21 protein-coding genes are annotated in these 26112 nt (G+C 68.1%); 14 read left to right on the top strand and 7 right to left on the bottom strand.

The genetic code is table 11. From position 1 onward, the window contains the following. The first annotated feature begins 152 nt into the window (after nucleotides 1–152). The 6 genes from ATCM_RS02475 (at nucleotide 153) to rnfB (ending at nucleotide 8650) form a co-directional block, all read left to right on the top strand. Complete coding sequence (locus tag ATCM_RS02475) at nucleotides 153–1046, top strand: ABC transporter ATP-binding protein (protein WP_132862680.1); 894 nt, start codon at nucleotides 153–155, stop codon at nucleotides 1044–1046. A 12-nt stretch (nucleotides 1047–1058) separates the two neighbouring features. Then, on the top strand, nucleotides 1059–4646 hold the full coding sequence (locus ATCM_RS02470) for an ABC transporter permease subunit (protein WP_132862679.1): 3588 nt from the start codon (nucleotides 1059–1061) through the stop codon (nucleotides 4644–4646). Between the two features lie 122 nt (nucleotides 4647–4768). Beyond that, nucleotides 4769–5215, top strand: coding sequence for a DUF2147 domain-containing protein (locus ATCM_RS02465; protein WP_132862678.1), 447 nt, complete (start codon nucleotides 4769–4771; stop codon nucleotides 5213–5215). A gap of 195 nt (nucleotides 5216–5410) precedes the next feature. Continuing rightward, nucleotides 5411–7489 carry a methionine--tRNA ligase gene (metG, locus tag ATCM_RS02460; RefSeq protein WP_132862677.1) on the top strand — a complete coding sequence of 693 codons (2079 nt, stop codon included), beginning with the start codon at nucleotides 5411–5413 and terminating at the stop codon, nucleotides 7487–7489. A gap of 50 nt (nucleotides 7490–7539) precedes the next feature. After that, a complete protein-coding gene (locus ATCM_RS02455; protein WP_132862676.1) occupies nucleotides 7540–8130 on the top strand; it encodes an HAD family hydrolase in 591 nt (196 codons plus the stop codon). Between the two features lie 55 nt (nucleotides 8131–8185). Continuing rightward, the gene (rnfB, locus tag ATCM_RS02450) at nucleotides 8186–8650 is read left to right on the top strand and encodes an Rnf electron transport complex subunit RnfB (RefSeq protein WP_243693942.1); all 465 of its coding nucleotides are present in this window, start codon (nucleotides 8186–8188) and stop codon (nucleotides 8648–8650) included. Between the two features lie 81 nt (nucleotides 8651–8731). Here rnfB and ATCM_RS02445 read toward each other — a convergent pair whose 3' ends face one another. From ATCM_RS02445 to ATCM_RS02435, 3 genes are all read right to left on the bottom strand, one after another. Next, on the bottom strand, nucleotides 8732–9238 hold the full coding sequence (locus tag ATCM_RS02445) for a hypothetical protein (protein WP_132862675.1): 507 nt from the start codon (nucleotides 9236–9238) through the stop codon (nucleotides 8732–8734). An 80-nt stretch (nucleotides 9239–9318) separates the two neighbouring features. Beyond that, nucleotides 9319–9666 (bottom strand): RidA family protein, encoded by a 348-nt coding sequence (locus tag ATCM_RS02440; protein ID WP_132862674.1) that lies wholly within the window; start codon nucleotides 9664–9666, stop codon nucleotides 9319–9321. Further along, on the bottom strand, nucleotides 9663–10358 hold the full coding sequence (locus ATCM_RS02435) for a DUF998 domain-containing protein (protein WP_132862673.1): 696 nt from the start codon (nucleotides 10356–10358) through the stop codon (nucleotides 9663–9665). The genes ATCM_RS02440 and ATCM_RS02435 overlap by 4 nt, the downstream gene beginning before the upstream one ends. Before the next feature lie 153 nt (nucleotides 10359–10511). On the opposite strand from ATCM_RS02435, the gene mprF reads away from it, so the two are divergent. After that, nucleotides 10512–13061, top strand: coding sequence for a bifunctional lysylphosphatidylglycerol flippase/synthetase MprF (gene mprF / locus ATCM_RS02430; protein WP_132862672.1), 2550 nt, complete (start codon nucleotides 10512–10514; stop codon nucleotides 13059–13061). Between the two features lie 36 nt (nucleotides 13062–13097). On the opposite strand, the gene ATCM_RS02425 is transcribed toward mprF, so the two are convergent. Together ATCM_RS02425 and ATCM_RS02420 are read right to left on the bottom strand one after the other, a co-directional pair. After that, nucleotides 13098–14486, bottom strand: a complete 1389-nt coding sequence (locus ATCM_RS02425; RefSeq protein WP_132862671.1) for a glutamine synthetase family protein — start codon at nucleotides 14484–14486, stop codon at nucleotides 13098–13100. Nucleotides 14487–14492: 6 nt separating this feature from the next. Then, entirely contained in the window at nucleotides 14493–15248 is a 756-nt protein-coding gene (locus ATCM_RS02420; RefSeq protein WP_132862670.1) for a gamma-glutamyl-gamma-aminobutyrate hydrolase family protein, read from the bottom strand. Nucleotides 15249–15421: 173 nt separating this feature from the next. On the opposite strand from ATCM_RS02420, the gene ATCM_RS02415 reads away from it, so the two are divergent. The 3 genes from ATCM_RS02415 (at nucleotide 15422) to ATCM_RS02405 (ending at nucleotide 18759) form a co-directional block, all read left to right on the top strand. Next, nucleotides 15422–16711: an FAD-binding oxidoreductase gene (locus ATCM_RS02415; protein WP_132862669.1), complete on the top strand. Its 1290-nt coding sequence runs from the start codon at nucleotides 15422–15424 to the stop codon at nucleotides 16709–16711. Between the two features lie 140 nt (nucleotides 16712–16851). Beyond that, a complete protein-coding gene (locus ATCM_RS02410) occupies nucleotides 16852–18198 on the top strand; it encodes a diguanylate cyclase (RefSeq protein WP_132862668.1) in 1347 nt (448 codons plus the stop codon). Between the two features lie 99 nt (nucleotides 18199–18297). Continuing rightward, nucleotides 18298–18759 (top strand): bacteriohemerythrin, encoded by a 462-nt coding sequence (locus tag ATCM_RS02405; protein WP_132862667.1) that lies wholly within the window; start codon nucleotides 18298–18300, stop codon nucleotides 18757–18759. 129 nt (nucleotides 18760–18888) lie between these two features. Here the strand turns inward: ATCM_RS02405 and ATCM_RS02400 are convergent, their stop codons facing one another. Further along, on the bottom strand, nucleotides 18889–20184 hold the full coding sequence (locus ATCM_RS02400; RefSeq protein WP_132862666.1) for an MFS transporter: 1296 nt from the start codon (nucleotides 20182–20184) through the stop codon (nucleotides 18889–18891). A 221-nt stretch (nucleotides 20185–20405) separates the two neighbouring features. On the opposite strand from ATCM_RS02400, the gene ATCM_RS02395 reads away from it, so the two are divergent. Further along, entirely contained in the window at nucleotides 20406–22373 is a 1968-nt protein-coding gene (locus ATCM_RS02395; RefSeq protein ID WP_132862665.1) for an oleate hydratase, read from the top strand. Between the two features lie 49 nt (nucleotides 22374–22422). Here ATCM_RS02395 and ATCM_RS02390 read toward each other — a convergent pair whose 3' ends face one another. Continuing rightward, on the bottom strand, nucleotides 22423–23925 hold the full coding sequence (locus ATCM_RS02390) for an aldehyde dehydrogenase (RefSeq protein WP_132862664.1): 1503 nt from the start codon (nucleotides 23923–23925) through the stop codon (nucleotides 22423–22425). Nucleotides 23926–24093: 168 nt separating this feature from the next. Between ATCM_RS02390 and ATCM_RS02385 the strand changes: the two genes are divergently transcribed. The 3 genes from ATCM_RS02385 to ATCM_RS02375 are packed head-to-tail and all read left to right on the top strand — an operon-like array spanning nucleotide 24094 to nucleotide 26110. Then, complete coding sequence (locus ATCM_RS02385) at nucleotides 24094–24987, top strand: plasmid replication/partition related protein (protein ID WP_132862663.1); 894 nt, start codon at nucleotides 24094–24096, stop codon at nucleotides 24985–24987. Nucleotides 24988–25040: 53 nt separating this feature from the next. After that, a complete protein-coding gene (locus ATCM_RS02380) occupies nucleotides 25041–25685 on the top strand; it encodes a DUF5671 domain-containing protein (protein WP_132862662.1) in 645 nt (214 codons plus the stop codon). After that, complete coding sequence (locus ATCM_RS02375; RefSeq protein ID WP_132862661.1) at nucleotides 25682–26110, top strand: hypothetical protein; 429 nt, start codon at nucleotides 25682–25684, stop codon at nucleotides 26108–26110. Before ATCM_RS02380 ends, ATCM_RS02375 begins: the two co-directional genes overlap by 4 nt. Nucleotides 26111–26112 lie beyond the last annotated feature (2 nt).

The following is a 26112-nucleotide window of genomic DNA, read 5'->3' as shown; positions in this document are numbered from 1 at the left end:
GCCGCCCCTGAGCGCGCGCATCCCTGTGTCATTGGCCGTGGTCACATCCGCCGCGACGGCGCGTCCTGTTGACCTAGTGACTTCCGGCGCATTGCCGTCTGCCCGACGGCAAACGGAAAGTGTCCTCATCCGTCCATACAGGGGCCTGGTCCATGCTGCAGATCCGCGGTTTGTCGAAAACCTACGCCAATGGCGTCCATGCACTGAAGAACATCGACCTGGACATCCCGCGCGGCATGTTCGGCCTGCTCGGCCCCAACGGCGCCGGCAAGTCGTCGTTGATGCGTACGTTGTCCACCCTGCAGGAGGTCGACAGCGGCAGCGCCACGCTGACCACCGCCGATGGCACCCGGATCGACGTGCTCAAGGACAAGGACGCGCTGCGCCGCCGGCTGGGTTACCTGCCGCAGGACTTCGGTGTCTACCCCAAGGTCAGCGCGCTCGACCTGCTGGATCATTTCGCCGTGCTCAAGGGCCTGACCGCGCGCAGGCAACGCAAGGAAGTGGTCGAGGGCCTGCTCCAGCAGGTCAACCTGTGGGACGCGCGCAAGCGCAAGCTCGGCACCTACTCCGGCGGCATGCGCCAGCGCTTCGGCATCGCCCAGGCACTGCTCGGCGACCCGCAGCTGGTGATCGTCGATGAACCCACCGCCGGCCTGGACCCGGAGGAGCGCAACCGTTTCCTCAACCTGCTGGCCGAGATCGGCGAGAACGTGGTGGTGATCCTGTCCACGCACATCGTCGAGGACGTGACCGACCTGTGCCCGAACATGGCCATCATGAACAAGGGCCAGGTACTGCTGACCGGCCGACCGGTCGATGCGATCGGCGCGCTGCAGGCCCAGGTCTGGCGCAAGCAGGTCGGCAAGGCCGAGCTGGCCGACTACGAATCCCGTTTCACCGTGCTGTCCACGCGCCTGGTGGGTGGCCACCCGGTGATCCACGTGTTCAGCGCCACCCAGCCGGACCAGGGCTTCGTGCCCGTCGAGCCCGGGCTTGAGGACGTCTACTTCCAGCGCCTGCGCCTGCAGGCGCAGGCCGCCTGACGGAGACGGCCCATGACCCTGAACTTCCTGCGCTTCGAGCTGCGCGAGCAGCTCCGTTCCCCGCTGTTGTGGCTGCTGGCGCTGTTCCTGGCGCTGATGGCCTTCGCCGCGGCCTCCAGCGATGCGGTCCAGATCGGCGGCGGCATCGGCAACGTGCATCGCAATGCGCCGTCGGTGATCAGCTCGCTGATGACCGCCTTCACCCTGCTCGGCCTGCTGGTCACCACCTTGTTCGTCAGCAACGCGCTGCTGCGTGACTTCGAGTTGGGCACGGCCGAGCTGGTGTTCTCCAGCCCGATCAAGCGCCGCGACTACCTGCTCGGCCGCCTCGGCGCGGCGCTGCTGGCCTGCCTGGTGATGTACGTCATCGTCGCCGCCGGCCTGTTCATCGCGCAGTTCATGCCGTGGATCGACGCCGCGCGGCTCGGCCCGGTGTCACTGCAGCCCTACCTGTGGGCATTCGTGGTGATGGTGCTGCCCAACGTGCTGTTCACCACCGCGCTGCTGTCGCTGCTGGCGGCCACCACCCGCAGCATCCTGTGGGTGTACATCGGCGTGATCGTGTTCTTCGTGCTGTATGGCGTCAGCCGCGTGATCCTGGCCGACATCGACAACCAGCAGATCTCCGCCCTGCTCGACCCACTGGGCATCCGCGCGATCAACCTCGCCACGCGCTACTGGTCGGCCGAGGAACGCAACACCGCCGTGCCGGCGCTGGCCGGATTCCTGCTGCAGAACCGCCTGTTGTGGTTGGCGATCAGTGCCGCATTGTTTGCCGCCACCTTCGCCCTGTTCCGCACCCGGCGTGCCGGCACCGGCCGCGCCAGCCGCCGCCAGCGCGGCAGGCAGGACACCGCGCCGGCAGCAGTTGCACGCCCGGCCGCCACCGCGCCGCGGGTGACGCCGACGTTCGCCACCGCCACCCACCTGCGCCAGCTGCTGCGCCAGGTCCGCTTCGACACCTTCGGCATCTTCCGCAGCATTCCCTTCATCGTGCTGCTGTTGCTGGGCCTGGCCAACTTCATCCCGTCGTCGCTGTTCCGCCAGAACATGTACGGCACGCCGACCTGGCCGGTCACCTCGCAGATGCTGGAGGCACTGCAGGGCAGCTACAGCTGGCTGCTGGTGCTGATCGTGCTGTTCTACGCCGGCGAGCTGGTATGGAAGGAACGCACCGCGCGCATCGCCGGCATCACCGATGCCACACCGGTCCCGAACTGGGTGCCGCTGGCGGGCAAGTTCCTGGCGCTGGTGGCCGTGGTGCTGAGCTTCCAGGCCATTGGCGGCGCGGCCTCGGTCCTGGTGCAGCTGTCCAAGGGTTACACCCACATCGAACCGCTGCTGTACGTGAAGACCCTGCTGCTGAACTCCACCGTGTTCGTGCTGATGGGCGGGCTGGCGCTGGTGCTGCAGGTCCTGAGCAACAACAAGTTCCTCGGTTATGCACTGCTGATCCTGGTGCTGATCGGGCAATCGGTGCTGGGGCTGCTGGACTACGCGCAGGACATCTACAACTACGCCAGCGCGCCGAATGCGCCCTATTCGGACATGAACGGCTACGGCCACTTCCTGACCGCGCAGTTCGCCTTCCAGGGCTATTGGGCCCTGTTCCTGGGGGTGCTGTTGCTGCTGTGCGCGGCCCTGTGGGTGCGTGGCGTGGACGGCGGCCTGCGCACCCGCCTGCGGTTGGCACGCCAGCGCCTGCACGGCGGCCTGGGGGTTGCACTGGCCCTGGCCGTGGTGGCCTTCGTCGGCTGCGGCGGCTGGCTGTACTGGAACACCAACATCCGCAACGAGTACCTCTCGCCCGATGCCGAACTGGACCGCCTGGCGTACTACGAGAAGACCTACCGCCAGTTCAAGGACCTGCCGCAGCCACGCATCATCGCCGTGGACAACACCGTCGACCTGCACCCGGAAACCCAGTCGGTGCGCATCGATGGCCACTACCGCGTGCGCAACACGCACGCCGTGGCGATCCCGCAGCTGCACATTTCCATCGCCGACGACAAGACGCTGACCGCACTGGACCTGGGCGCCGCCAGGCTGGACAAGAATGACGCCGACGTCGGCTATCGCATCTACACGCTGGATACGCCGATGCAACCCGGCGAGGAACGCGACATCCGCTTCACCGTCGACATCCACCCGGACGGCATCCCCGCCGGCCAGGCCCAGACCCGGATCGTCGACAACGGCAGCTTCTTCAACAGCGGCATCCTGCCGGGCTTCGGCTACAACGCCGGCGCCGAGATCGATGACCGCAACGAGCGTCGCAAGCGTGGCCTGGGCGAGCCCACGCGCATGCCCAAGCTGGAGGACGAAGCCGCGCGCGTCAACACCTACATTTCCAACGACGCCGACTGGCTGGACTTCCGCAGCACCGTCTGCACCGCGCCGGACCAGATCGCGCTGGCCCCGGGCTACCTGCAGAAGGAATACACCCGCGACGGCAGGCGCTGCTTCGACTACGCCATGGACCGGCCGATGCTGAACTTCTACGCCTACCTGTCGGCACGCTGGGCGGTGCGGAAGGCGGCCTACAAGGACATCCCGATCGAGATCTACTACGACCCCGAGCATCCCTACAACGTGGACCGGATGATCGAGGGCGTGCAGAAGTCGCTGGCCTACTACGAGGCCAACTTCAGCCCGTACCAGCACAAGCAGTTCCGCGTCATCGAGTTCCCAAACTACGTGGGAAGCTTCGCGCAAGCCTTCGCCAATACGGTCCCCTACTCCGAAGCCGTGGGATTCATCGCCGACCTGCGTGATCCCGACAACATCGACTATGTCTTCTACATCACTGCGCATGAGGCAGCACATCAATGGTGGGCGCACCAGGTAATCAGCGCCAACGTGCAGGGCGCGACCATGCTTACCGAATCACTTGCACAGTACTCAGCTCTGATGGTGATGGAGAAGGAGTATGGCCGCGCGCACATGCGCCAGTTCCTGAAGACCGAGCTGGACCGCTACCTGTCCGGCCGCGGTGGCGAGGACGTGGAGGAACTGCCGCTGTACCGGGTGGAGAACCAGCAGTACATCCACTATCGCAAGGGTTCGGTGGTGTTCTACCGCCTGCGCGAGGAAATGGGCGAGGAAGCATTGAACCGCGCACTGCACCGCTTCCTGGAGGCCAAGGCCTTCCAGCAACCGCCGTACACGACCTCGGCCGAACTGCTGGAATTCATCCGTGCCGAGGCCAGGCCGGAGCAGCAGGCATTGATCACCGACCTGTTCGAGAAGATCAGCTTCTACGACAACCGGGTGGTCGAGGCCACCGCGAGCAAGCGCGCCGACGGGCGCTACGACGTGACCCTGCAGCTGCACGCCGACAAGCGCTACGCCGATGGCTTGGGCAAGGAAACGGCCGGCACGCTGGACGACTGGATCGAGGTCGGCGTGTTCGCCAGCGGCGCCTCGGGCAAGGAACACGACGAGAAGGTGCTGTACCTGCAGCGCCACCACATCACCGCCGGCAATCCGACCCTGACCGTGACCGTGGACCAGAAGCCGGACGAAGCCGGGTTTGACCCCTACAACAAGCTGATCGACCGGGTTTCGGCCGACAACCGGAAGCGGATCAGCCTGCAATGAGACAAGAGCCCGCAGCGCCGCGTGATCTGCTGCGCTGCGGATTCCGTACGGCGGCGAATGCGGGTACATTCGGCACCGTACCGGCGCCGCCGGAAGCCGAAACACACCCTGGGAGGGGATACATGCGCACCACCTTCAAAACCCTGTTGCTGGTCCTGCCGCTGCTGGCCGCCGGCTTCTCCGCAAGCGCCTCGGACAGTGCCGCCGGCCGCTGGCGGACCATCGACGACGAAACCGGCCGGGTGAAGTCCATCGTCGAGATCACCCAGGCCGCCAACGGCACCCTGAGCGGCCGCGTGCTGCAGGTGCTGCAGTCCGCCCAGGGCCCGAACCCGGTCTGCAGCAAGTGCGAAGGCACCAACAAGGACAAGCCGATCCAGGGCATGACCATCCTCTGGAACCTGCGCCCGGACGGCACCAACAAGTGGGCCAACGGCACCATCCTGGACCCGGCCAAGGGCAAGACCTACAGCTCCAAGGTCGCCCTGATCGAGAACGGCAGCAAGCTGGAAGTGTCCGGCTGCATCGCCTTCATCTGCCGCTCGCAGACCTGGCTGCGCGACCAGTAATCCGCTTCGAAGCCCCTCTCCCATCGGGAGAGGGGTTGGGGAGCGGGTGCGTCCGCCCATCCCTCATCCTCATCCGCCCCTTCGGGGCACCTTCTCCCGCTGGGAGAAGGAAACACAGCCAGCCCCGGGCCTTCCCGGGGCTGGCTGTTTTCCGACATGCGATAATCCCGCGTTCCCCTGCACCAAATGATGGCCATGACCCGTACCGCGCTCGTCACCAATGCCCTGCCCTATGCCAACGGCCCGCTCCACCTGGGCCACCTGGTCGGCTACATCCAGGCCGATATCTGGGTGCGCGCCCGCCGCTTGATGGGCGAGAAGGTCTGGTACGTCTGCGCCGACGACACCCATGGCACGCCGATCATGCTGGCCGCCGAGAAGGCCGGGGTGAGCCCGGAAACCTTCATCGCCAACATCCAGGCCGGCCATGAGCGCGACTTCGCTGCCTTCGGCGTGGATTTCGATCACTACGACTCGACCAACTCGGCCGCCAACCGCGAGCTGACCGAGGCGCTGTACACCCGGCTCGACGCCGCCGGCCACATCAGCCGTCGCTCGGTGGCCCAGTTCTATGACCCGGCCAAGGGCATGTTCCTGCCGGACCGCTACATCAAGGGCACCTGCCCGAAGTGCAAGTCCCCGGACCAGTACGGCGACAACTGCGAGGTCTGCGGTGCCACCTACGGCCCCACCGACCTGATCGACCCCAAGTCGGTGGTGTCCGGCGCTACCCCGGAAATCCGCGATTCGGAGCATTACTTCTTCGAAGTGGGCCGCTTCCAGGACTTCCTGCGCCAGTGGCTGGCCGGTGACGTCGCCCTGCCGGGCGTGAAGGCCAAGCTGTCCGAGTGGCTGGACGCCGAGGGCGGCCTGCGCGCCTGGGACATCTCCCGCGACGCGCCCTACTTCGGGTTCGAGATCCCCGGTGCACCGGGCAAGTACTTCTACGTGTGGCTGGACGCGCCGATCGGATACCTGTCCAGCTTCAAGAACCTGTGCGCGAAGACCGGTGACGACTTCGACGCCGTGCTGGCCGCCGGCAGCAGCACCGAGCTGCACCACTTCATCGGCAAGGACATCGTCAACTTCCACGGCCTGTTCTGGCCGTCGGTGCTGCACGGCACCGGACTGCGCGCGCCGACCCGCCTGCATGTCAATGGCTACCTGACCGTGGACGGCGCCAAGATGAGCAAGTCGCGCGGCACCTTCGTGATGGCCCGCACCTACCTGGACGCGGGGCTGGCGCCGGAAGCGCTGCGCTACTACTTCGCCGCCAAGTCCTCCGGCGGCGTGGACGACCTGGACCTGAACCTGGCCGACTTCACCGCCCGCGTGAATGCCGACCTGGTCGGCAAGTTCGTCAACCTGGCCAGCCGCTGCGCCGGTTTCATCTCCAAGCGCTTCGACGGCCGGCTTGCCGACGCACTGCCCGACCCGGCCCAGTACGACCGCTTCGTGGCCGCGCTGGCCCCGGTACGCGAGGCGTACGAGCGCAACGACCCGGCCGCGGCGATCCGCCTGACCATGGCGCTGGCCGATGAAGCCAACAAGTACATCGACGACACCAAGCCGTGGGTGATCGCCAAGCAGGAAGGTGCCGACGCCGAACTGCAGGCGGTCTGCACCCAGGGCCTGAACCTGTTCCGCGTGCTGGTCGCCGCGCTCAAGCCGGTGCTGCCGGCCACCGCCCTGCAGGCCGAGGGCTTCCTCAATGCACCGATGACCGGCTGGGGCGATATCGCCGCCCCGCTCACCGCCCACACCATCGCGCCCTACGTGGCGCTGTTCACCCGTATCGACCCCAAGATGATCGACGCAATGACCGATGCCTCCAAGGACACCCTGACCTCCCAGCCCGCCGCCGAGGCCAAGCCGGCCAAGGCCGAGAAGCCCGCCAAGGTGGAAGCCAAGGCCGCGCCCAAGGCTGATGGCGAGGCGGCCGCCTACATCGGCATCGACGATTTCGCCAAGCTCGATCTGCGCATCGGCAAGGTCATCGAATGCGGCTTCGTCGAGGGCTCGGACAAGCTGCTGCGCTTCCTGCTGGACGCCGGTGACCTCGGCCAGCGCCAGATCTTCTCCGGCATCCGCGGCAGCTACGCCGAGCCGGAAACGCTGGTCGGCCGCAACGTGGTGTTCATCGCCAACCTGGCCCCGCGCAAGATGCGCTTCGGCCTGAGCGAAGGCATGATCCTGTCGGCCGGCTTCGACGGCGGCGCCCTGGCGCTGCTCGATGCCGACGCAGGTGCATTGCCGGGCATGCCGGTGCGTTGATGGACCCGGGGCGCGCCCCTGCGGTGCGCCCTTCCCGACCGGAGCGGACCATGCAACTGGCCCTGTTCGATTTCGACCACACCATCACCACCCAGGACACCTACAGCCGGTTCCTGCGGCGGGTGGCCACGCCGGAACAGCGCGCGCAGGCGTGGTGGCGGATCGGGCCGTGGCTGCTGGCCTACCGGTTGAAGCTGATCTCGGCCGAGCGCATCCGCCGCCGCGTCACCGCACAGGTGTTCACCGGCCGCCATGCCGGCGAGGTCAGCCAGCTTGCGCGCGACTACGCACGCGAGCACCTGGCGGGCATGATGCGGCCGGAGATGCTGGAACAGATCCAGTGGCACAAGGCACAGGGGCATACCGTCGTGGTCGTGTCCGGCTCACTCGACCTGTACCTGCGCCACTGGTGCGAGCAGATGGGCCTGCAGATGATCTGCAACACGCTCGAAGTGCAGGACAACCGCCTCACCGGCCGCTATGCCGGCGGCGACTGTGGTCCGCGCAAGGTGGCCCTGATCCGCAAGCGTTTCGACCTGGGCACCTACCAGCGCATCCACGCCTACGGCGACAGCCGCGAAGACAAGCCCATGCTGGCGCTGGCGCACGAGCGCTGGTATCGCGGCAAATGTCTTACCTGAGCCCCTCTCCCTCCGGGAGAGGGGTTGGGGTGAGGGCGAACAGCAGGACTCCCCAATGATTACCCAACCCTCATCCGACGCTGCGCGCCACCTTCTCCCGGAGGGAGAAGGAAGGGCTGCGCTGGTCGAACGTCTGGACCGCCTGCTGCCGCAGACCCAGTGTGGCCAGTGCGGCTTTGACGGCTGCCGCCCCTACGCCGAGGCGATGGCCCGCGGCGAGGCCGGCGTGGATCACTGCCCCCCCGGCGGCGACGCCGGCGCACGCGCATTGGCGCATGTGCTGGGCGTGGCCGCCGTGCCATTCGACCGCAGCCGTGGCGAACACAAGCCCGCGCAGGTCGCCGTCATCGTCGAGGCCGACTGCATCGGCTGCACCAAGTGCATCCAGGCCTGCCCGGTGGATGCCATCGTCGGCGGCGCCAAGTACATGCATACCGTGCTGGCTGACCTGTGCACCGGCTGCGAGTTGTGCATTCCACCGTGCCCGGTGGATTGCATCGCGCTCCGCCCGCTCCCGTAGGAGCGGGCCTCGGTCGCGAAGCCATTGAACGCCCGGATTGCGGGCATCGCCTTCGGCTTCATTGGCGGGCAAAGCCCGCTGCTAGGGTGACGGCGGCACCGTGTATTGCCGGCCAAACCGCCGGCAATCGGCGATCAATGCCTCCACATCGCTACGCATGACAGCGCGCGTACCCAATGGAAAGCTACCGTCCTCGACGACGTCGCTGCGCAGGTCGGTCACCGGCGAGAACGAGGCCGATTCGGCATCCTCCTCCGCCACGCCGGCCGGGTCCCCGCCCTGCCACCGGATCAGCGATTGCGCGTTGTCCCACAGCAGCACCGTTTCCAGTGTCCCGCTCTTCAAGCGGTAGCCCACCGCGCAGAACCGGTTGGGAACGCTGCGATCACCGTGGCGGCGCACGGTGTTGCGCAGCTCCGCCTCGATCTGCATGAACTGCGGGTATGCCAGCGGATCGATCCGCTCCTGCGGCGGATGCGCGTAGATCATCGACGGTATCGATGCGCGTGCGGTGGACGCCGCCCGCGCGGGCATCCCCGTTCCCAGCAACAGGCTGGCAGTCACGACAGACAACAGGCAACGCTTCATTCCCTTTCCCGTTACCAAGGCGGCGACCATGTCGCCGTGGCCCCGGATGCTTCGCGCAGCCGGGGCGGCCAGCCTGCGCCTTACGGCACCACGGCAGTGATGACGATCTCGATCTTCCATTCCGGATTGGCCAGCTTGGCCTGCACGGTCGCACGCGCCGGGGTGGCACCGGCCGGCACCCACTTGTCCCAGGCCTCGTTCATGCCGGCGAAGTCGGCCATGTCGGCCAGGAAGATCTCCGCACGCAGGATGTGGGTCTTGTCGGTGGGCGCCAGTCGCAGCAGGTCGTCGATGGCCTGCAGCACCTGCTCGGTCTGGCCGACGATGTCGGCGCTGGTGTCTTCCGGCACCTGGCCGGCGAGATAGGCCACGCCGTGGTGGACGGTCATTTCCGACATGCGCGGGCCGGTATCGAAGCGTTCGATCATGGGGAGGTATCCCTGTTGTGGAGGTGTGCCCCATTGTGACCGGATCCGTCGGTTTCAGCTGTGCCTTTGTGCAGGCGCCGCCACAACGCCCAGCCCACCCAGAACAGCCAGCCCACCACCAGCGCGATCACCAGCTTCTGGCCCAGCCCGCGCGGGCTGCCACGCCAGAGCACGTGCAGCCACAGCGCGATGAAGGCCAGCCATGCCCAGCCCCAGGCCAGGGCGTACTGCGCACGCCAGCGCGGATCACGGCCAAAACACCACGCCTGGACCAGCATCGCCACGCTCGCGCACAGGAATGCGGTCTGCGCAGCCAGGCCGTGCACCAGCGGTGCCAGCAACGGCGCGTAGCCGGGCAGCCAACTGTCACCGACCGCCACCACCGCCAGCCCCAGGCCGGCCATGCCGAACAGGCCCACTGGCAAGCCGCGGCGCCCCGGCCCCGGCCGCATCTGCGCATGCAGGCCAATCGCCAGCAGCGTGATCGCTACCGCCAGCAGGCAGTACGCGGCCCGCAGGAGCACCCCGTAAGGCCCATGCAGGTACAGGCTCAGGGTCGCCCGCACCCAGTCCAGGTCGCTGCGCTCGAACTGCAGCCACATCGCGCAGCCACTGAACCCCAGCAGGGCCGCCAATACCAGCAGCACCGCGCCGCGTTGTCGGCGGACCGATGTCAGCGCCGTGTCCTGCATGCTGTTCTCCCTCCCGCCATGGCAAGCGCCGAGTCTAAGGCGCCGGCCGTCGACACGCGCGGCTGAAGGCCACTGCAATCCCCGCCACCGCCCTGCTGCCGTCCTCCCGCGGTGGCGCTACTCTTTGCAGCTTCCTCCCCTGCCCCGCCTTCCATGCGCTCACCCGCCGCGATACCGGACCCCAAGGCCGCCCGCTGGCGCAGGCTGGCCGCCATCGCGGCGACCGTGCTCATCATGGTCATGGCGCTGCGCGCCCTGGCCGGTGAGTTCGACGACCACGGCTACCACCAGATCCGCATCGCCCTGCACGCCGTGTCCTGGCCACAACTGGTGTTGGCGACCGTGCTCGGCATGGCCAGCTATGCCTGCCTGATCGGCTTCGATGCGATCGGCCTGCGTCGTGCACGACGCAACCTGCCCGCCAGTCGCGTGGGCATCACTGCGTTCCTTGCCCACGCAGCAGGCCAGACCCTGGGGTTTGCCGCCCTGACCGGCGGCGCCATCCGCATGCGCAGCTACGGCCGCGCCGGCCTGAGCCTGGCCGAGATCGGCCAGGTGGTATTGATGAGCACGCTGGGCTTCGTGTTCGGCGCCTGGCTGCTGCTGGCGCTGGCGTTGTGGCTGGAGCCGGCCGCCGCCGCGCGCGCCCTGCCGCTTTCGAGCGATGCGGTCCGCCTCATCGGCATCGCACTGCTGGCCGCCTTCGCCGTGATGCTGGTCGCCGTCGGACGCGAAGGGCGCAGCATTGGCTGGCGCACCCACCGGGTGTGGCTGCCGGACCGCCGCACCACGCTGGAAGTCACCGCGCTGAGCGTGGTCGAGCTGTGCCTGGCCTCGGCGGCGTTCTACGTGTTGTTGCCTGGCCAGGCCGACGTTGGATTCATCGGCTTTGTCGGCCTGTACCTGGTCGCGGTGGTCGCCGGCCTGGTATCCACCGTACCGGCCGGGCTGGGCGTGTTCGAATGGAGCCTGCTCAAGCTGCTGCCGCAGGTGGCGCCGGCGGCGGTGCTGGCCGCGGCGGTGGCCTACCGGGTGACCTACTACCTGCTGCCCCTGCTCGCCTCCGCGGTGCTGGCGGCGTTGGCCAGCGTGCGCCAACCGTTGCGCAGCGGCGCCGGCGTGGTCTGGGGCACGCTGCGCCCCTGGTTGCCGCAGATCATCGCCTTGGCGGTCTTCGCCGCCGGCACCCTGCTGCTGATCGACGGCACGCTGCCGTCACCGCGCCATCGCCTTCTCACCGCGCCGCTGCCGATCATCGAGACCTCGCACCTGCTGGGCAGCCTCGGCGGCGTGGTGTTGCTGCTGATCGGCCAGGGGTTGCAACGCCGCAGCCGCGTGGCGTGGTGGATCGCGCTTGCGCTGTGCGTGCTGCTGCCGTTGCCGGTGTGGCTGCGCGGTGGCCACGCACTGGTCGCGCTGGCCCTGCCGGTGATCGCCATTGCCTTGTGGGCGGCACGGCGCGAGTTCTACCGCGAGGGCGCCCTGCTCGACGAGGCATGGTCCTGGCCCTGGCTGCGCAACGTGGCGCTGGTGCTGCTGGGAACGCTATGGCTGTTGTTCTTCGTGTACAGCCACGTCGAGTACCAGAGTGAGCTGTGGTGGCAGTTCGCCATTTCCGGCAATGCCCCACGTGCGCTGCGCGCGTTGCTGCTGGTCAGCCTGGTGGTGGTGGTGTTCGGGGTGGCGCGCCTGCTGCACAGCACCCGCACGCCGTTGCCGGCACCGGACGCGGCCACCCTGGCACTGCTGCGCCCGGTGCTCGCGCAGGCCCAGGACACCCAGGCCAGCCTGGCGATGACCGGCGACAAGGCGATCCTGCGCAGCGAGGCCGGCGATGGCTTCGTGATGATGCAGCGCTACGGCGGCTCGCTGATCTCCATGGGCGACCCGGTGGGACCGCCCGACGTGGCCCGCACCCTGATCTGGAAGTTCCGCGAGGAAGCCGACCGGCTCGGCCTGCGCCCGGTCTTCTACCAGACCAGCGGGAACTACTGGCAGACCTACCTCGACCTCGGGCTGACCCTGGTCAAGCTCGGCGAGGAAGCGCTGGTGCCGCTGCAGGGCTTCAGCCTGGAAGGCAGCGCGCGGGCCGACCTGCGCCAGGCCTGGAACCGCGGCAAGCGCGGCGGGCTGTCGTTCCGCATCGTCGATGCGGACCAGGTTGCCGCGCTGCTGCCGGCACTGAAGGCCATTTCCGACGCCTGGCTCGATGAGAAGGCCGGCGAGGAAAAGGGCTTTTCACTGGGCAGCTTCGACCCGGCTTACCTGTGCAGTTTCCCGATGGCGCTGGTGGAAGCCGACGACGGCGTGGTCGCCTTCGCCAACCTCTGGCAGGCACCGGCCGGGCACGAGTTGTCGGTGGACCTGATGCGCCACCGCCCCGACGCACCGAAGGGCACGATGGATTTCCTGTTCATCGAACTGTTCCTGTGGGGCGCGGCCAACGGCTTCACCCGCTTCTCGCTGGGCATGGCGCCGTTGACCGGGCTGGCCGAACACCGCCTGGCCGGCCGCTGGAACCGCTTCGCCAACCTGATCGCCCGCCACGGCGAGCGCTTCTATGGCTTCAGCGGCCTGCGCCGCTTCAAGTCCAAGTTCTCGCCGGAATGGCGCCCGCGCTACCTGGCCGCGCCCGGCGGCGTGCACCTGCCGGCGGCGCTGCTGGACGTCACCCGGCTGATCTCGCTGGACCCGCAGCGCTGATCCGTACCTGCCAGCTCTGGCGGGTAACGGTCCGGCTCAGACGTTGAGCAGCAGGAACTCACGCTCCCAAGAGCTGATCACGCGGAAGAAGGTCTCGTATTCCTTGCGCTTGACCGAGATGTAGGCACGGCAGAAGCGCCGGCCCAGCAGTTCCTGCAGCGGTTCGCACGCCTCCAGGCCATCGAGTGCTTCGCCCAGCGAGCGCGGCAGTTCGTAGCCCAGCTCCTTGGCGTTGCCGGTGATCGGCGGGGTCGGGCTGAGCCCTTCGCGGATGCCGAGCAGGCCGCACGCCAGCGTCGCCGCCACCGCCAGGTAGGGATTGGCGTCGGAGCCGGCGAAGCGGCTTTCCACGCGGCTGTTCTCCAGGCTGTCCATCGGCACGCGCAGGCCGCAGGTGCGGTTGTCGAAGCCCCACTCCACGTTGCTCGGCGACACCTCGCCGAACACCAGCCGGCGGTAGGAGTTCACGTTCGGCGCGAAGAAGCCCATCGCCATCGGCACGTACTTCTGCAGGCCGCCCAGGTAATTGCCGAACAGCGGGCTGTACTCGCCTTCGTTGTCGCCGGCGAACACATTGACCCCGTCCGACGGCCGCACCAGGCTCTGGTGGATGTGCATGGCACTGCCCGGCTCGGTCTCCATCGGCTTGGCCAGGAAGGTGGCGTACACGCCGTGGCGCATCGCCGCCTCGCGCATGGTGCGCTTGAACAGGAACACCTGGTCGGCCAGCGCCATCGCATCGGAATGGGTGAAGTTCACTTCCAGCTGGGCCGCGCCGGATTCGTGGATCAGGGTGTCCACGTCCAGCTTCATCGCGTCGCAGTAGTCGTACATCAGGTCGAGGATGGGGTCGAACTCGTTGACCGCGTCGATCGAATACGACTGCCGCGCCGTCTCCGGGCGGCCGGAGCGGCCGGCCGGCGGCAGCAGCGGGAAGTCCGGGTCGGTGTTCTTCTGCACCAGGAAGAATTCCACTTCCGGCGCCACCACCGGCTTCAGGCCGAGCGCATCGTAGGCGGCCAGCACCCGCCGCAGCACGTTGCGCGGCGCCAGCTCGTGCGGCTGGCCGTTCTTGGTGTAGCAGTCGTGGATGATCTGCGCGGTCGGGTCGGTGGCCCACGGCACCATGCGCACGGTGTCCGGGTCCGGGCGCAGGATCATGTCCGCGTCGGCCGGCGAGGTCAGCTCGTAGTAGTCGTCCGGGAAGTCGCCGGTGACCGTGGTGGCAAACACGCCCTCGGGCAGGCGCGTGCCGTAGTCGTGGCGGAACTTGTCGGCGGGGATGATCTTGCCGCGGGCGTTGCCGGTGATGTCAGGCACCAGGCATTCGACCTCGGTGATCTGCCGCTCCTTGAGCCAACGTAGCAGGGAGCTTTCTTCCTGCACGCTGGCGGCGGTCTTGCGGGTACGAGGACGCGATGTCATGGCGGATCAACTTTGCTTCTGTTTCTGGTAACGGCGACAGGCCTCGCCGAAGGCTTTGAAGATGCCCAGGTGGAACGGGTTTTCCAGCACCCGCCACTCCGGATGGAACTGCACGCCGAGCAGGAAACCCGGCCCGGGCCCGCGGAAGGCCTCGACCAGGCCATCCGGCGCGCGCGCCTCGACCTGCAGGCCCGTGCCCAGCCGGGACACGCCTTGGCCGTGCACCGAGTTGACCTGCACGGTGCCTGCGCCGGCGATGCCGGCCAGCAGCCCACCGGGGCTCAGTGCCAGCGCATGTGCCGGCCCATACTGCACGTCCAGCGGTGAATCCGGGTCTTCACGATGATCGGCCAGGCCGGGTACTTCATGCACCCGGGGATGCAGGCTGCCCCCGAAGGCCACGTTGACCTCCTGGAAGCCCCGGCAGATCGCCAGCACCGGCAAGCCCATCGCCAGCGCCTGCGGGAGCAGCCCGAACACGTTGGCATCACGGGCCGGATCATGCGGGTTGCCGGCCCAGCTCGGGCCACCGTCGTAATGATGCGGCTCGATGTTGCTGGTGGCACCGGTCAACAGCAGACCATCCAATTGTTGCAGCCATGCCTGCGCGGGAAGCGGCGGCTGCAGCAGTGGCAGTACCAGCGGCATGGCCTGTGCCCCATCGACCACGGCACGCACGTATTTCTCACCGACGACGAGGAAAGGATGGGAGCCGATCGGTTTGCGGTCGGTAGGCAAGCCGACCAGCGGCAGGCTGGCCATGCGTCAGGCTCTGGTGACGTGCAGGCACGCTACCCCTGCCCCGCCGATTAGGCAACCACGCATGCCGTTCAAGCAGCGCGCGGCACAATGCAGGGCATCGTCCGCCGCCTGCGCCAAACCGACACACCGTGGCCGTTACACTGCCCGCCCCGACACAATCGCCTTCCATCCCGATGTCCGTGGACGCCCCGTCCGACTACCCGCCCAGCTGGTACGTCGCCAGCCAGCCCTTGCCGCCGCCCCGCACCGCACTGCAGGGCACGGCGCGTGCCGACGTGGCCGTGCTCGGCGCCGGCTACACCGGCCTGACCGCGGCGTTGGCGCTGGCCGAGCAGGGCTACCGGGTCACCGTGCTGGAAGCCGAACGGGTCGGCTGGGGTGCCTCCGGCCGCAATGGCGGCCAGGCCATCGTCGGCTACGGCTGCGAGCAGGACACGCTGGAACGGCTGGTCGGCGACGCCGATGCGCGGCTGCTGTTCGACTTCTCGCGCGACGGCATGCAAATGCTCAAGCAGCGCATCGCCCGCCATGGCATCGACTGCGACTGGCGCGATGGCCACGCCAGCGTGCCGATCCATCCGCGCCAGGAGCGCGCCCTGCGCGCCGACATCGAGCGCATGGCGCAGCGCTATGACTATCCGCTGGAATGGTGGGACCGGGCCCGGTTGCGCCAGGAGCTGGCCAGCGAGCGCTACCTCGGCGCGATGTACGACGCCGCCAGCGGCCACCTGCACCCGCTCGCCTACGTGCTGGGCCTGGCACGCGCCGCCGAGGCCGTTGGCGCCACCGTGCACGAGCATTCGCCGGTGCTGCGGCTCGAACGCGGCCCGCGCCCCGTGCTGGTCACCGCGCAGGGACGGGTCGAGGCCGAATTCGTGGTGCTGGCCGGCAATGCCTGGCTGCAGGGCATCGCGCCGGAGCTGGAGACCCGGATGATGCCGGTCGGCACCTATATCGGCGCCACCGAGCCGTTGGGCGAAGCACGTGCCCGGTCGCTGATCCGCAACGACATGGCGGTGGCCGACGTGAACTGGGCACTGGACTATTTCCGGCTCAGCCGCGACCACCGCCTGCTGTTCGGCGGCCAGGCCAACTACTCGGCACTGCCGCCGCCGGGGCTGCGCGCCAGCATGACCCGACGCATGCGCCGGGTGTTCCCGCAGCTGGCCGACGTGTCGCTGGAATACGTCTGGGGCGGCTACATCGACATCACCCGCAACCGCGCCCCGCACTGGGGCCGGCTCACCCCGAATGTCTATTTCGCGCAGGGCTTCTCCGGCCACGGCGTGGCCAGCACCGGCCTGGCCGGTGAAGTGATCGCCGCCGCCATCGCCGGCCAGGCCGGACGGCTGGATGTGTTCGAGCGGATCCCGCACGGCATCTTCCCCGGCGGCAAGGCACTGCGCATGCCGCTGCTGGTCGCTGCCATGTCGTGGTACAAGCTGCGCGATCTGCTCGGCTGAGCGCGCGGGAAGCGTGGCGCTGGCATGCCCTGCCGGTTCAACCCGAGGATGGCTCTCATCCCGGCGCCCTCCTCGCTCCACGCCTAAAGTCCGGGCGATTGCTGCCGCTATCCCGTCCTGAGACCCCCAGAACCTTTCGCATGGCCGCCTCATCCCAGGCCGGCTTCACCAGCCCGCCGATCACGCCCCTGCCGCAGCGCATCCTGCTCGTGGAGAACTCACGCACCTTCACCACAATGCTGCGTGCGGCCATCGAGCAGCGCCTGGAGCTGCCGGTCAGCGTCGCCTCGACCCTGGCCGAGGCCGGCGAGCTGCTGGAACGCGAGCAGGGCTGGTTCCTGGTGCTCACCGGGCTGGTGCTGGCCGACGGTGACCGTGACCACGTGGTCGACTATTTCGTCAGCCGCGGGTTGCCGACCATCGTGGTCAGCGGCGTCTACGACGAAGACCTGCGCAAGCGCGTGCTGCAGCAGGAAATCATCGACTACGTGCTGAAGAACACCCCCGGTAGCGTCGACTACCTGGTCTGGCTGGTGCAGCGCATGGAGCGCAACCGCCGCATCTCGGCGCTGGTGGTCGACGACTCCCCCTCGGCCCGGTCGTATGCGGCGGCGCTGCTGGGCATGTATGGCTACCACGTCACCCAGGCCGGTGATGGCCCCTCGGCGTTGCATGCGCTGGAAGCGGACCCGGCTATCCGGCTGGTGATCGTGGACCAGGAGATGCCGGGCATGGACGGCGTGGAGCTGACCCGTCGCCTGCGCGCCCTCCGCGCGCGCGACAAGGTGGCGGTGATTGGCATCTCCGGCAATTCCGACCCATCGCTGATCCCGCGCTTTCTGAAGAACGGCGCCAACGACTTCCTGCGCAAACCGTTCTCGCGCGAGGAGTTCTTCTGCCGCGTCTCGCAGAACGTGGACCAGCTGGAGTTGATCGGCACGCTGCAGGACCTGGCCACGCGCGACTTCCTCACCGGCCTGCCCAACCGGCGCAGCTTCCTGGAACACAGCCAGCGCCAGCTGGGCCGTGGCCAAGGCAGCGTGGCGGTGGCCATGGTCGACATCGACCACTTCAAGCACATCAACGACAGCCTCGGCCACGAAGCCGGCGACCAGGCCATCCGCGCGGTCGCCAGCGTGCTGCAGGGCCATACCCGGCCACGCGACATCAGCGCCCGCTTCGGCGGCGAGGAATTCTGCCTGCTGGTCCACGGGCTGGGCGATGACGCCAGCGCGGCGCACTTCGAGCAGTTGCGCCAGGCCATCGAGGCGATCCGCCTGCAGATCGGCGAGAACGTCCTGCGCATGACCGTCAGCATCGGCGTCAGCCGCGACCCGGGCGGGCGCAGCAGCCTGCACCAGCTCATCACCGAGGCCGACCGCCAGCTCTACCTGGCCAAGGCCGACGGCCGCAACCGGGTGCGCAGCATGCAACTTGCGCCAGCGGCGACCACCGGTGCCGCGACGCCTGCACGACTACATTCGTGAACGCTTCCCTGCCGGCGCAGGGCCATTGATCCAGATCAACGCGCCGGCGAAGGTGCGCCCCTAGAGTGCCCCCAAGGAAATCACAGGGAGGAACTCGCGATGGCACTACTGGTTTGGCAGGACGACCTCAACACGGGGGTCGAGGTCATCGACCATCAGCACATGCGCATCGTGGAGATGCTCAACCACCTGCATATCGCCCAGAAGAGCCTGGAACGCGTCGCGGTGGCCGAGGTGATCGACGAACTGGTGGACTACACCATGTCGCACTTCGCCTTCGAGGAAGAACTGATGGAGGAAGCCGGCTATCCGTTCTGCGCCGCCCACAAGCGCGTGCACGAGGTGTTCGGCAAGCGCGTCTCCGAATACCGCATGCGCTTCCAGGCCGGCGAGGACGTCACGGACGAGCTGCGCAACATGCTCTCGCGCTGGCTGTTCAACCACATCCGCGGCGATGACAAGGCCTATGCCGAGCAGGTCAAGCGCCACCTCAACCAGTTTGCCCGCGATCACCAGGAAGGCAGCTGGCTGGGCCGCACGCTCAAGCGCCTGTTCAACTGACCGGCCCCGTGCAGGAACGACGCGGCGGCGGCCGATCCCCTCCCTACGTGGTGCTGCCGCGCCGTTCCTGCCCTTTCCGTCCTGCTGCCCCACAGGCTGATGACTTCCCAGCGCGCCGCCACCAGCGGCTCACGCTTCGACACGTGCCCGTTGCTGGCGCCGGCCAATGGCCCACAACGCCAGCCCGGTAACCAGCGCGGTGACGCACAGGTAGCCGCCCACCGCGGCGATGCCGAACCGGCCTGCCAGCCAGGTGGCCGCGTAAGGGGCCGGTGCCGCACCCAGGATGCCGGCCAGATTGAACGACAACGACGCGCCGGTGTAACGCACCTGCACCGGATACAGGCTGGCCAGCATGGTGCCGCACGGGCCATAGGTCAGGCCCATCAGGAACAGTCCCAGCGACAGGAACAACAGCACCAGCAGCGGGTGCCCGGCCTGGAACAACGGCTGGAACAGCGACCCGAACACGAAGATCGCCACCGTCGCCAGCAGCATCGCCTTCACCGTGCCCTGGCGGTCGCCGTAGCGCGCGGCCAGCGGGATGCCGGCGGCGAAGAACAGGATGCCGACCATCTGCAGCAGCAGGAAATCCTCGCGCGCGTAGCCCAGCGTCTTGGTGCCATGGCCCAGCGTGAACACCGTCATCAGGTAGAACAGCACGAAGGTGGCGAACGCGGCCAGCGTCCCCACCACCACCGCAAAGCCATGCCCCACCAGCACCTCGCGCATCGGCAGGCGCACGCGCTGGCCCTGGTCCAGCGCCTTCTGGAAGTCCGGGGTCTCGCGGATGTTCAAGCGCACCCACAGGCCGACGATCACCAGCAACGCGCTGGCGATGAACGGCACCCGCCACCCCCAGCTGAGGAAGGCGGCATCGTCGAGCACGCGCCCCAGCATCAGGAACACGCCGGCCGACAGCAGGAAGCCCAGCGGCGCCCCGAGTTGCGGGAACATGCCGTACCAGGCGCGCTTGCCCGGCGGTGCGTTCTCGGTGGCCAGCAGCACCGCCCCGCCCCATTCACCGCCCAAGCCCAGGCCCTGGCCGAACCGGCACAACGCCAGCAGCAGCGGCGCGGCCAGGCCGATGTCGTGGTAGGTCGGCAGCAGTCCGATCGCGACGGTGGAAAGGCCCATGGTCAACAACGCCGCCACCAGCGTGGCCTTGCGGCCGATGCGGTCGCCGTAATGGCCGAACACCGCCGAGCCGACCGGGCGGGCGATGAAGGCCACCGCGAAGGTCGCCAGCGACTGCAACAACGCCGCATCCGGGCTGCTGTCGGGAAAGAACAACCTGGGGAACACCAGCACCGCGGCGGTGGCGTAGATGTAGAAGTCGAAGAACTCGATGGTCGTACCGACCAGGCTGGCCGCCAGCACGCGGCGCGGGGAATTCAGGGGCACGGAGGCTGCAGCGGTCGACATGAGCCAGAACAAGGGAAACAGGTGCCGCAGTCTGCCACGCGTCGCCGCCCGGCCCCAGAAATGGTTGCAGCCGTGACCTTCCCACCCCTTACGCCCTACCCGGCCCGCCGCATGACGCCCGCTCACGCCGGGTTTCAACCCCGTGTAACCGCCCCGACGGGATTCCCGTGCAGACTGGATCGGCGGTTGCACCTGTCCCTCCCCTCACACCGGAGAACACCATGAGCACTCCCTCCCCCCGCATCGACCACGCCCCGGACGCCAGCGCCCGCTACTGGCACAACGCCCCGCTCAACACCCTGCCGCCGCCGGACATGGTCGGCAACTACCAGCGCTTCAAGCCCCTGCCCACCGAGGGCATCGCCGAGCGCAAGGCCTGGATCGTCGGCGGCGGCATCGCCGGCCTGGCCGCGGCGTTCTACCTGATCCGCGATGGCCACATGCCGGCACGCAACATCACCATCATCGAAGGCCTCGAGATCGAGGGCGGCTCGCTGGATGGCTCGGGCAACCCGCAGGACGGCTACCTGGTGCGCGGTGGCCGCGAGATGAACTGGAACTACGACAACCTGTGGGACATGTTCCAGGACGTGCCCGCGCTGGAACTGCCCGAAGGCTTCAGCGTGCTCGACGAATACCGCCTGGCCAACGATGCCGACCCCAACTGGTCCAGGTCGCGGTTGATGCACAAGCAGGGCCAGGTGCTGCCCGACTTCACCCGCTTCGGGCTGAGCCGCAAGCAGCAGTGGGAAGTGGTGAGCCTGCTGCTCAAGCGCAAGGATGAGCTGGACGACCTGACCATCCAGGACCATTTCAGCGAAGGCTTCCTGGCCAGCAATTTCTGGTTCCTGTTCCGCTCGATGTTCGCCTTCGAGAACTGGCACAGCCTGCTGGAGATGAAGCTGTACATGCACCGCTTCCTCGATGCCATCGACGGCTTCGGCGACATGTCGGCGCTGGTGTTCCCCAAGTTCAACCAATACGACACCTTCGTCACCCCGCTGGTCCGCCTGCTGCGCGAACAGGGCGTGCAGGTGCGGCTGGGCACCCAGGTGCTGGACATGGACTTCGACGTGCAGGGCGAGCAACGCACCGTCACCGCGCTGCGCACCCGCACCGCCGAGGGCGAGGGCCACATCGCGGTGGCCGCGCGTGACCTGGTGATCGCACTGACCGGCTCGATGACCGAGGACACCGCCTACGGCGACCTGGACACCGTGCCGGTGCTGAAGAAGCGCCACGGCGGCCCGGCCGAGGGCAGCAGCTGGGGCCTGTGGCAGAACCTGGCCCGGCAGTCGCCGGTGTTCGGCAAGCCGGACAAGTTCTGCGGCGACATCGACCGCTCGATGTGGGAGTCGGCCACACTGACCTGCACCGCCTCCCCGCTGCTGGACAAGCTGACCGAACTGTCGGTCAACGATCCCACCTCCGGCCGCACCGCCACCGGCGGCATCATCACCTTCACCGATTCGAACTGGGTGCTCAGCGTCACCATCAACCGCCAGCCGCATTTCCCCGGCCAGCCCAGGGACACGGTGGTGATGTGGGTGTACGCGCTGCTGATGGACCAGCCCGGCAACTTCGTCAAGAAGACCATGCCCGAGTGCACCGGCCGCGAGATCGTGGCTGAGCTGTGCTACCACCTGGGCATCGCCGACCAGCTCGACGCGATCATCCCGCACACCAAGGTGCGGTTGGCGCTGATGCCATACATCACCGCGCAGTTCATGCCGCGCGCGGCCGGTGACCGCCCGCAGGTGGTGCCGCACGGCTGCACCAACCTGGCACTGGTCGGCCAGTTCGTGGAAACCGCCAACGACGTGGTGTTCACCATGGAAAGCTCGGTGCGCACCGCCCGCATCGCGGTCTACACCCTGCTCGACCTGCCCAAGCAGGTGCCCGACCTGAGCCCCACCCAGTACGACATCCGCAACCTGTTCAAGGGCGCACGCGCGCTCAACAACGGCGAACCGTTCATCGGCGAACGCTTGCTGCACAAGCTGCTGGACAACACCTACTTCGCCCACATCCTGCCGCCGCTGCCGAAGCACGAGGGCGAAGCCACCCGGCGCGAGCGCCTGGAGGCGGAGTTGGCCAACCTGCGCGACAAGGGGGGCGTGGCCCTGCAGGGCTTCGCGCAATGGCTGGAACGCTTTGCCAGCCAGTTGCGCAAGGGCGGCAAGGACTGAGCCTGACCCGGGGTGCCCTGACGGCAGGGCACCCTGCCCGCTCGCCGAATCAATCGCCGAGGTGGATCCAGGTCGCCTTCATCTCGGTGTACTTGTCGAAGGCATGCAGCGACTTGTCACGGCCATTGCCGGACTGCTTGTAGCCGCCGAACGGCGCGGTCATGTCGCCGCCGTCCCACTGGTTCACCCAGACACTGCCCGCGCGCAGGCCGCGCGCGACGCGGTGCGCGCGTGCGAGGTCGCGTGTCCACACGCCCGCCGCCAGCCCGTACTCACTGTCATTGGCCAACTGCAGCGCCTGCTGCTCGCCGTCGAAGGTGATCACCGACAGTACCGGGCCGAAGAGTTCCTCGCGGGCGATGCGCTGCTGCGGTGAGACCTCGTCAAACACCGTGGGTTCGAGGTAGCAGCCGCCCTCCACCACCTGCGCACGCTTGCCGCCCAGCAGCAGCCGCGCGCCTTCGGCGGTGCCTTCGTCGATGTAACCGAGCACCCGCTGCAACTGGGCTTCGTCCACCATCGCGCCCATCGGCGCCCCCGGTTCGAACGGATGCTTCGGCTGCATGTGCCGGCCATGCTCGACCACGCGCGCGACGAATTCATCCTTGATCGAGCGTTCCACCAGCAGCCGCGAGGCCGCCGTGCACACCTCGCCCTGGTTGTAGAAGATGCCACTGGCCGCCGCTTCGGCGGCCTTGTCCAGGTCCGGGGCGTCGGCGAACACGATGTTGGGACTCTTGCCGCCGCATTCCATGTACGCGCGCTTCATGTTGGACAGGCCCGCGCATTGCAGCAGCCGCTTGCCCACCGCGGTGGAGCCGGTGAACACCAGCCCGTCCACGTCCATGTGCAGGGCCAGCGGCTCGCCCGCGCCCTTGCCATTGCCCGGCACCACGTTGAACACGCCCTCGGGCACCCCGGCCTCGGCCACCAGCTCGGCGAAACGCAGCGCGCTCAACGGCGACTTCTCCGAGGGCTTGAGCACCACCGAATTGCCGGCGGCCAGCGCCGGGGCGATCTTCCATGCCGCCATCAGCAGCGGGAAGTTCCACGGCACGATCGCCGCGACCACGCCCAGTGGCTCGCGCGTGATCAGGCCGAGCTCGTTGCTGCCGGTGGGCGCCACCTCGCCATACAGCTTGTCCACCGCCTCGGCGGTCCACTGGATGCAGCGGATCACTCCGCCGATGTCCACCCCGCGTGCTTCGCCGACCGGCTTGCCCATGTCCAGCGTTTCCAGCAGCGCCAGCTCATCGGCATGGCGCTCCACCAGCCCGGCCAGGCGCAGCAGCACCTGCTTGCGCCGCGCCGGCTTCAACCCCGCCCACTGCCCCTTCTGGAAGGCACGCCGCGCCGCGGCCACGGCGTGGTCCACATCCCGTTGGCCGCATTCGGCCACCTGCGCCAGCACCCGCCCATCGATCGGGCTGATGCACTGGAAGCGCGCGCCGGACGCGGCATCCACGTAGCGGCCGTCGATGAAGGCGCGGGTGCGCAGCGACAGGCCGTCGGCCAGCGTCTGCCATTGTTCGCGGAGGTGTGGCGTATTCATGGTCTGCTTCCTGTTGCGGGACAACGCGGCGCGGGCCGCCACCGTGCATGGTACGCCGGCCACGCTGCACGGCCGTCATGAATCCCTGCCCTCGCACGGCCAACGGGACTTGCCCCGGCACCGCCCCGGGTCACTACAATGCCCGCCCACGTTTCAACCGGCAGCCGCATGGACATCATCGTCAACGAAGAACTCAAGGCCTACATCGACCCGCTCACGCAGGACGAACATGACGCGCTGGAGCGCAGTCTGCTGGCCGAGGGCTGCCGCGACGCGCTGGTGCTGTGGGGCAACATCCTGATCGACGGCCACAACCGCTACGGCATCTGCACCCGCCACGGCATCCCGTTCAACACCGTGCAGAACACCCGCTTCCAGTCGATGGACGACGTGCACCTGTGGATGATCGAGCAGCACCTGGGGCGCCGCAGCGTGTCCGATTTCCAGCGCGGCGTGCTGGCCCTGCGCAAGCGCGCCATCGTCGAGGCGCGCCGCCGCGCCGAGCAGGAGCAACTGCGCCGGGAGAGCGAAGGTGAGGCCGCGCTGGCCGACGACCACGCCAGCGATGCCGACTCCCCGCCGTGGGACCCGGCACCAAAGCTGTCCAAGGCCGACCTGGCGCGCGAAGCCAAGCTCAGCGCCAGCCAGGTGACCCTGATCGAGAAGATCAGCGCACATGCCGCCCAGGAAGTGATCGAGGCGGTCAAGGCCGGGGAGATCTCGCTCAGCGCCGCCGCAGTGGTCGCCAGCCTGCCGGAAGCCGAACAGCGCGCCGCCGCCCAGGGGGGCAAGAGCGAGTTGAAGGAAGCGGCCAAGCGCGTGCGTGAATCGCGCCGCAAGCCCAAGCCCGAAGCCCGCCCGGAGCCCGACCAGGACGCCCACGACGAAGTGCAGTCCGCACCATTCACCGCGGCGTCCAGCCCCGAAGTGGAGGCGCTGCGCCAGCGCGTGGCCTCGCTCACTGCGGAGAACCAGGCCCTGCGCATGGAACTGGACGCGCTGCGGGCGCGGCTGGCCGCCAGTCGCGCGGAGGAACCGGAAGCGGCCGCCTCCGACTATTGATCGCCACGCGGCCGGCCCCTTACGCTGCGGGCACGCATGGCAGGGAGCACGCGATGGCATCGGCTTCACCCGAACTCGAATCATTCGTCCGCGAGGCCCTGATGCGCGGCCACAGCCGCGCCCAGGTCAACCAGGCACTGCTGGCCGCCGGCTGGAGCGAAGCGCAGGTACGCGGGGTGCTCGATGGCTGGGCTGAGGTGGATTTCGCCTTGCCGGTACCGCGCCCGCGCGCCTCGCTGTCCGCCCGCGAGGCGTTCGTCTACCTGCTGCTGTTCAGCACGCTGTACTTCTATTGCTGGAACCTGGGCAGCCTGCTGTTCAAGCTGATCGAACACGCCCTGCCCGACCCGGCCGATGCACGCTGGCAGATGCTGCAGCTGGGGCCGTCGATCCGCTGGTCGATCTCGGCGCTGGTGATCGCCTTCCCGGTGTTCGCCTTCCTCAGCCACCGGGTCAGCCGCGACGTGGCCCGGCATCCGATCAAGCGGCTGTCGCCGGTACGGCGCTGGCTGACCTACCTGACCCTGTTCGTCGCCGCCGGGGTGCTGATCGGCGACCTGACCACGCTGGTCTACAACCTGCTCGGGGGTGAACTGAGCCTGCGCTTCGTGCTCAAGGTGCTGGCCGTGGCGCTGCTGGCCGGCACCGTGTTCGGCTGGTACCTGGCCGACCTGCGCCGCGAGGAGGTGAGCCCATGAGCCAGACCGCTTGGGGCAGCCGCCTGCTGTGGGCCACCGGTGTGTTCACCGCACTGGCGATCGCGGCCGGCGTCTGGGTGATCGACTCGCCGGCGCAACAGCGCCTGCTCCGCCTCGACGAAAGCCGCCTGCAGGACCTGCGCTCGCTGGAGCAGGCGGCGCGCAGCTACCGCACCGCACATGAGGCGCTGCCACCGGACATGGCCCGCCTGCGCGCCACACCCGGGCTGGACCTGCCGCTGCACGATCCCGCCGGCGGGCCGGACTACCGCTACCGCCTGCTCGACGACAACCACTTCGAACTCTGCGCCCTGTTTGCCACCGACAGTGCCCGGCAACGGCGCTTCGGCGGCCTGGAAGCCGATTGGGCTCACCCGGCCGGCGAGCATTGTTTCCGGCGCTCGATCAAGAACGATGAAGACTGAGG

The sequence above is a fragment of the Stenotrophomonas sp. ATCM1_4 genome (genome assembly GCF_004348115.1).
In the GTDB taxonomy this organism is placed as follows: domain Bacteria; phylum Pseudomonadota; class Gammaproteobacteria; order Xanthomonadales; family Xanthomonadaceae; genus Stenotrophomonas; species Stenotrophomonas capsici.
Note: the sequence above shows the minus strand (reverse complement) of the source record. Positions and strands in the feature narration are given on the sequence as shown.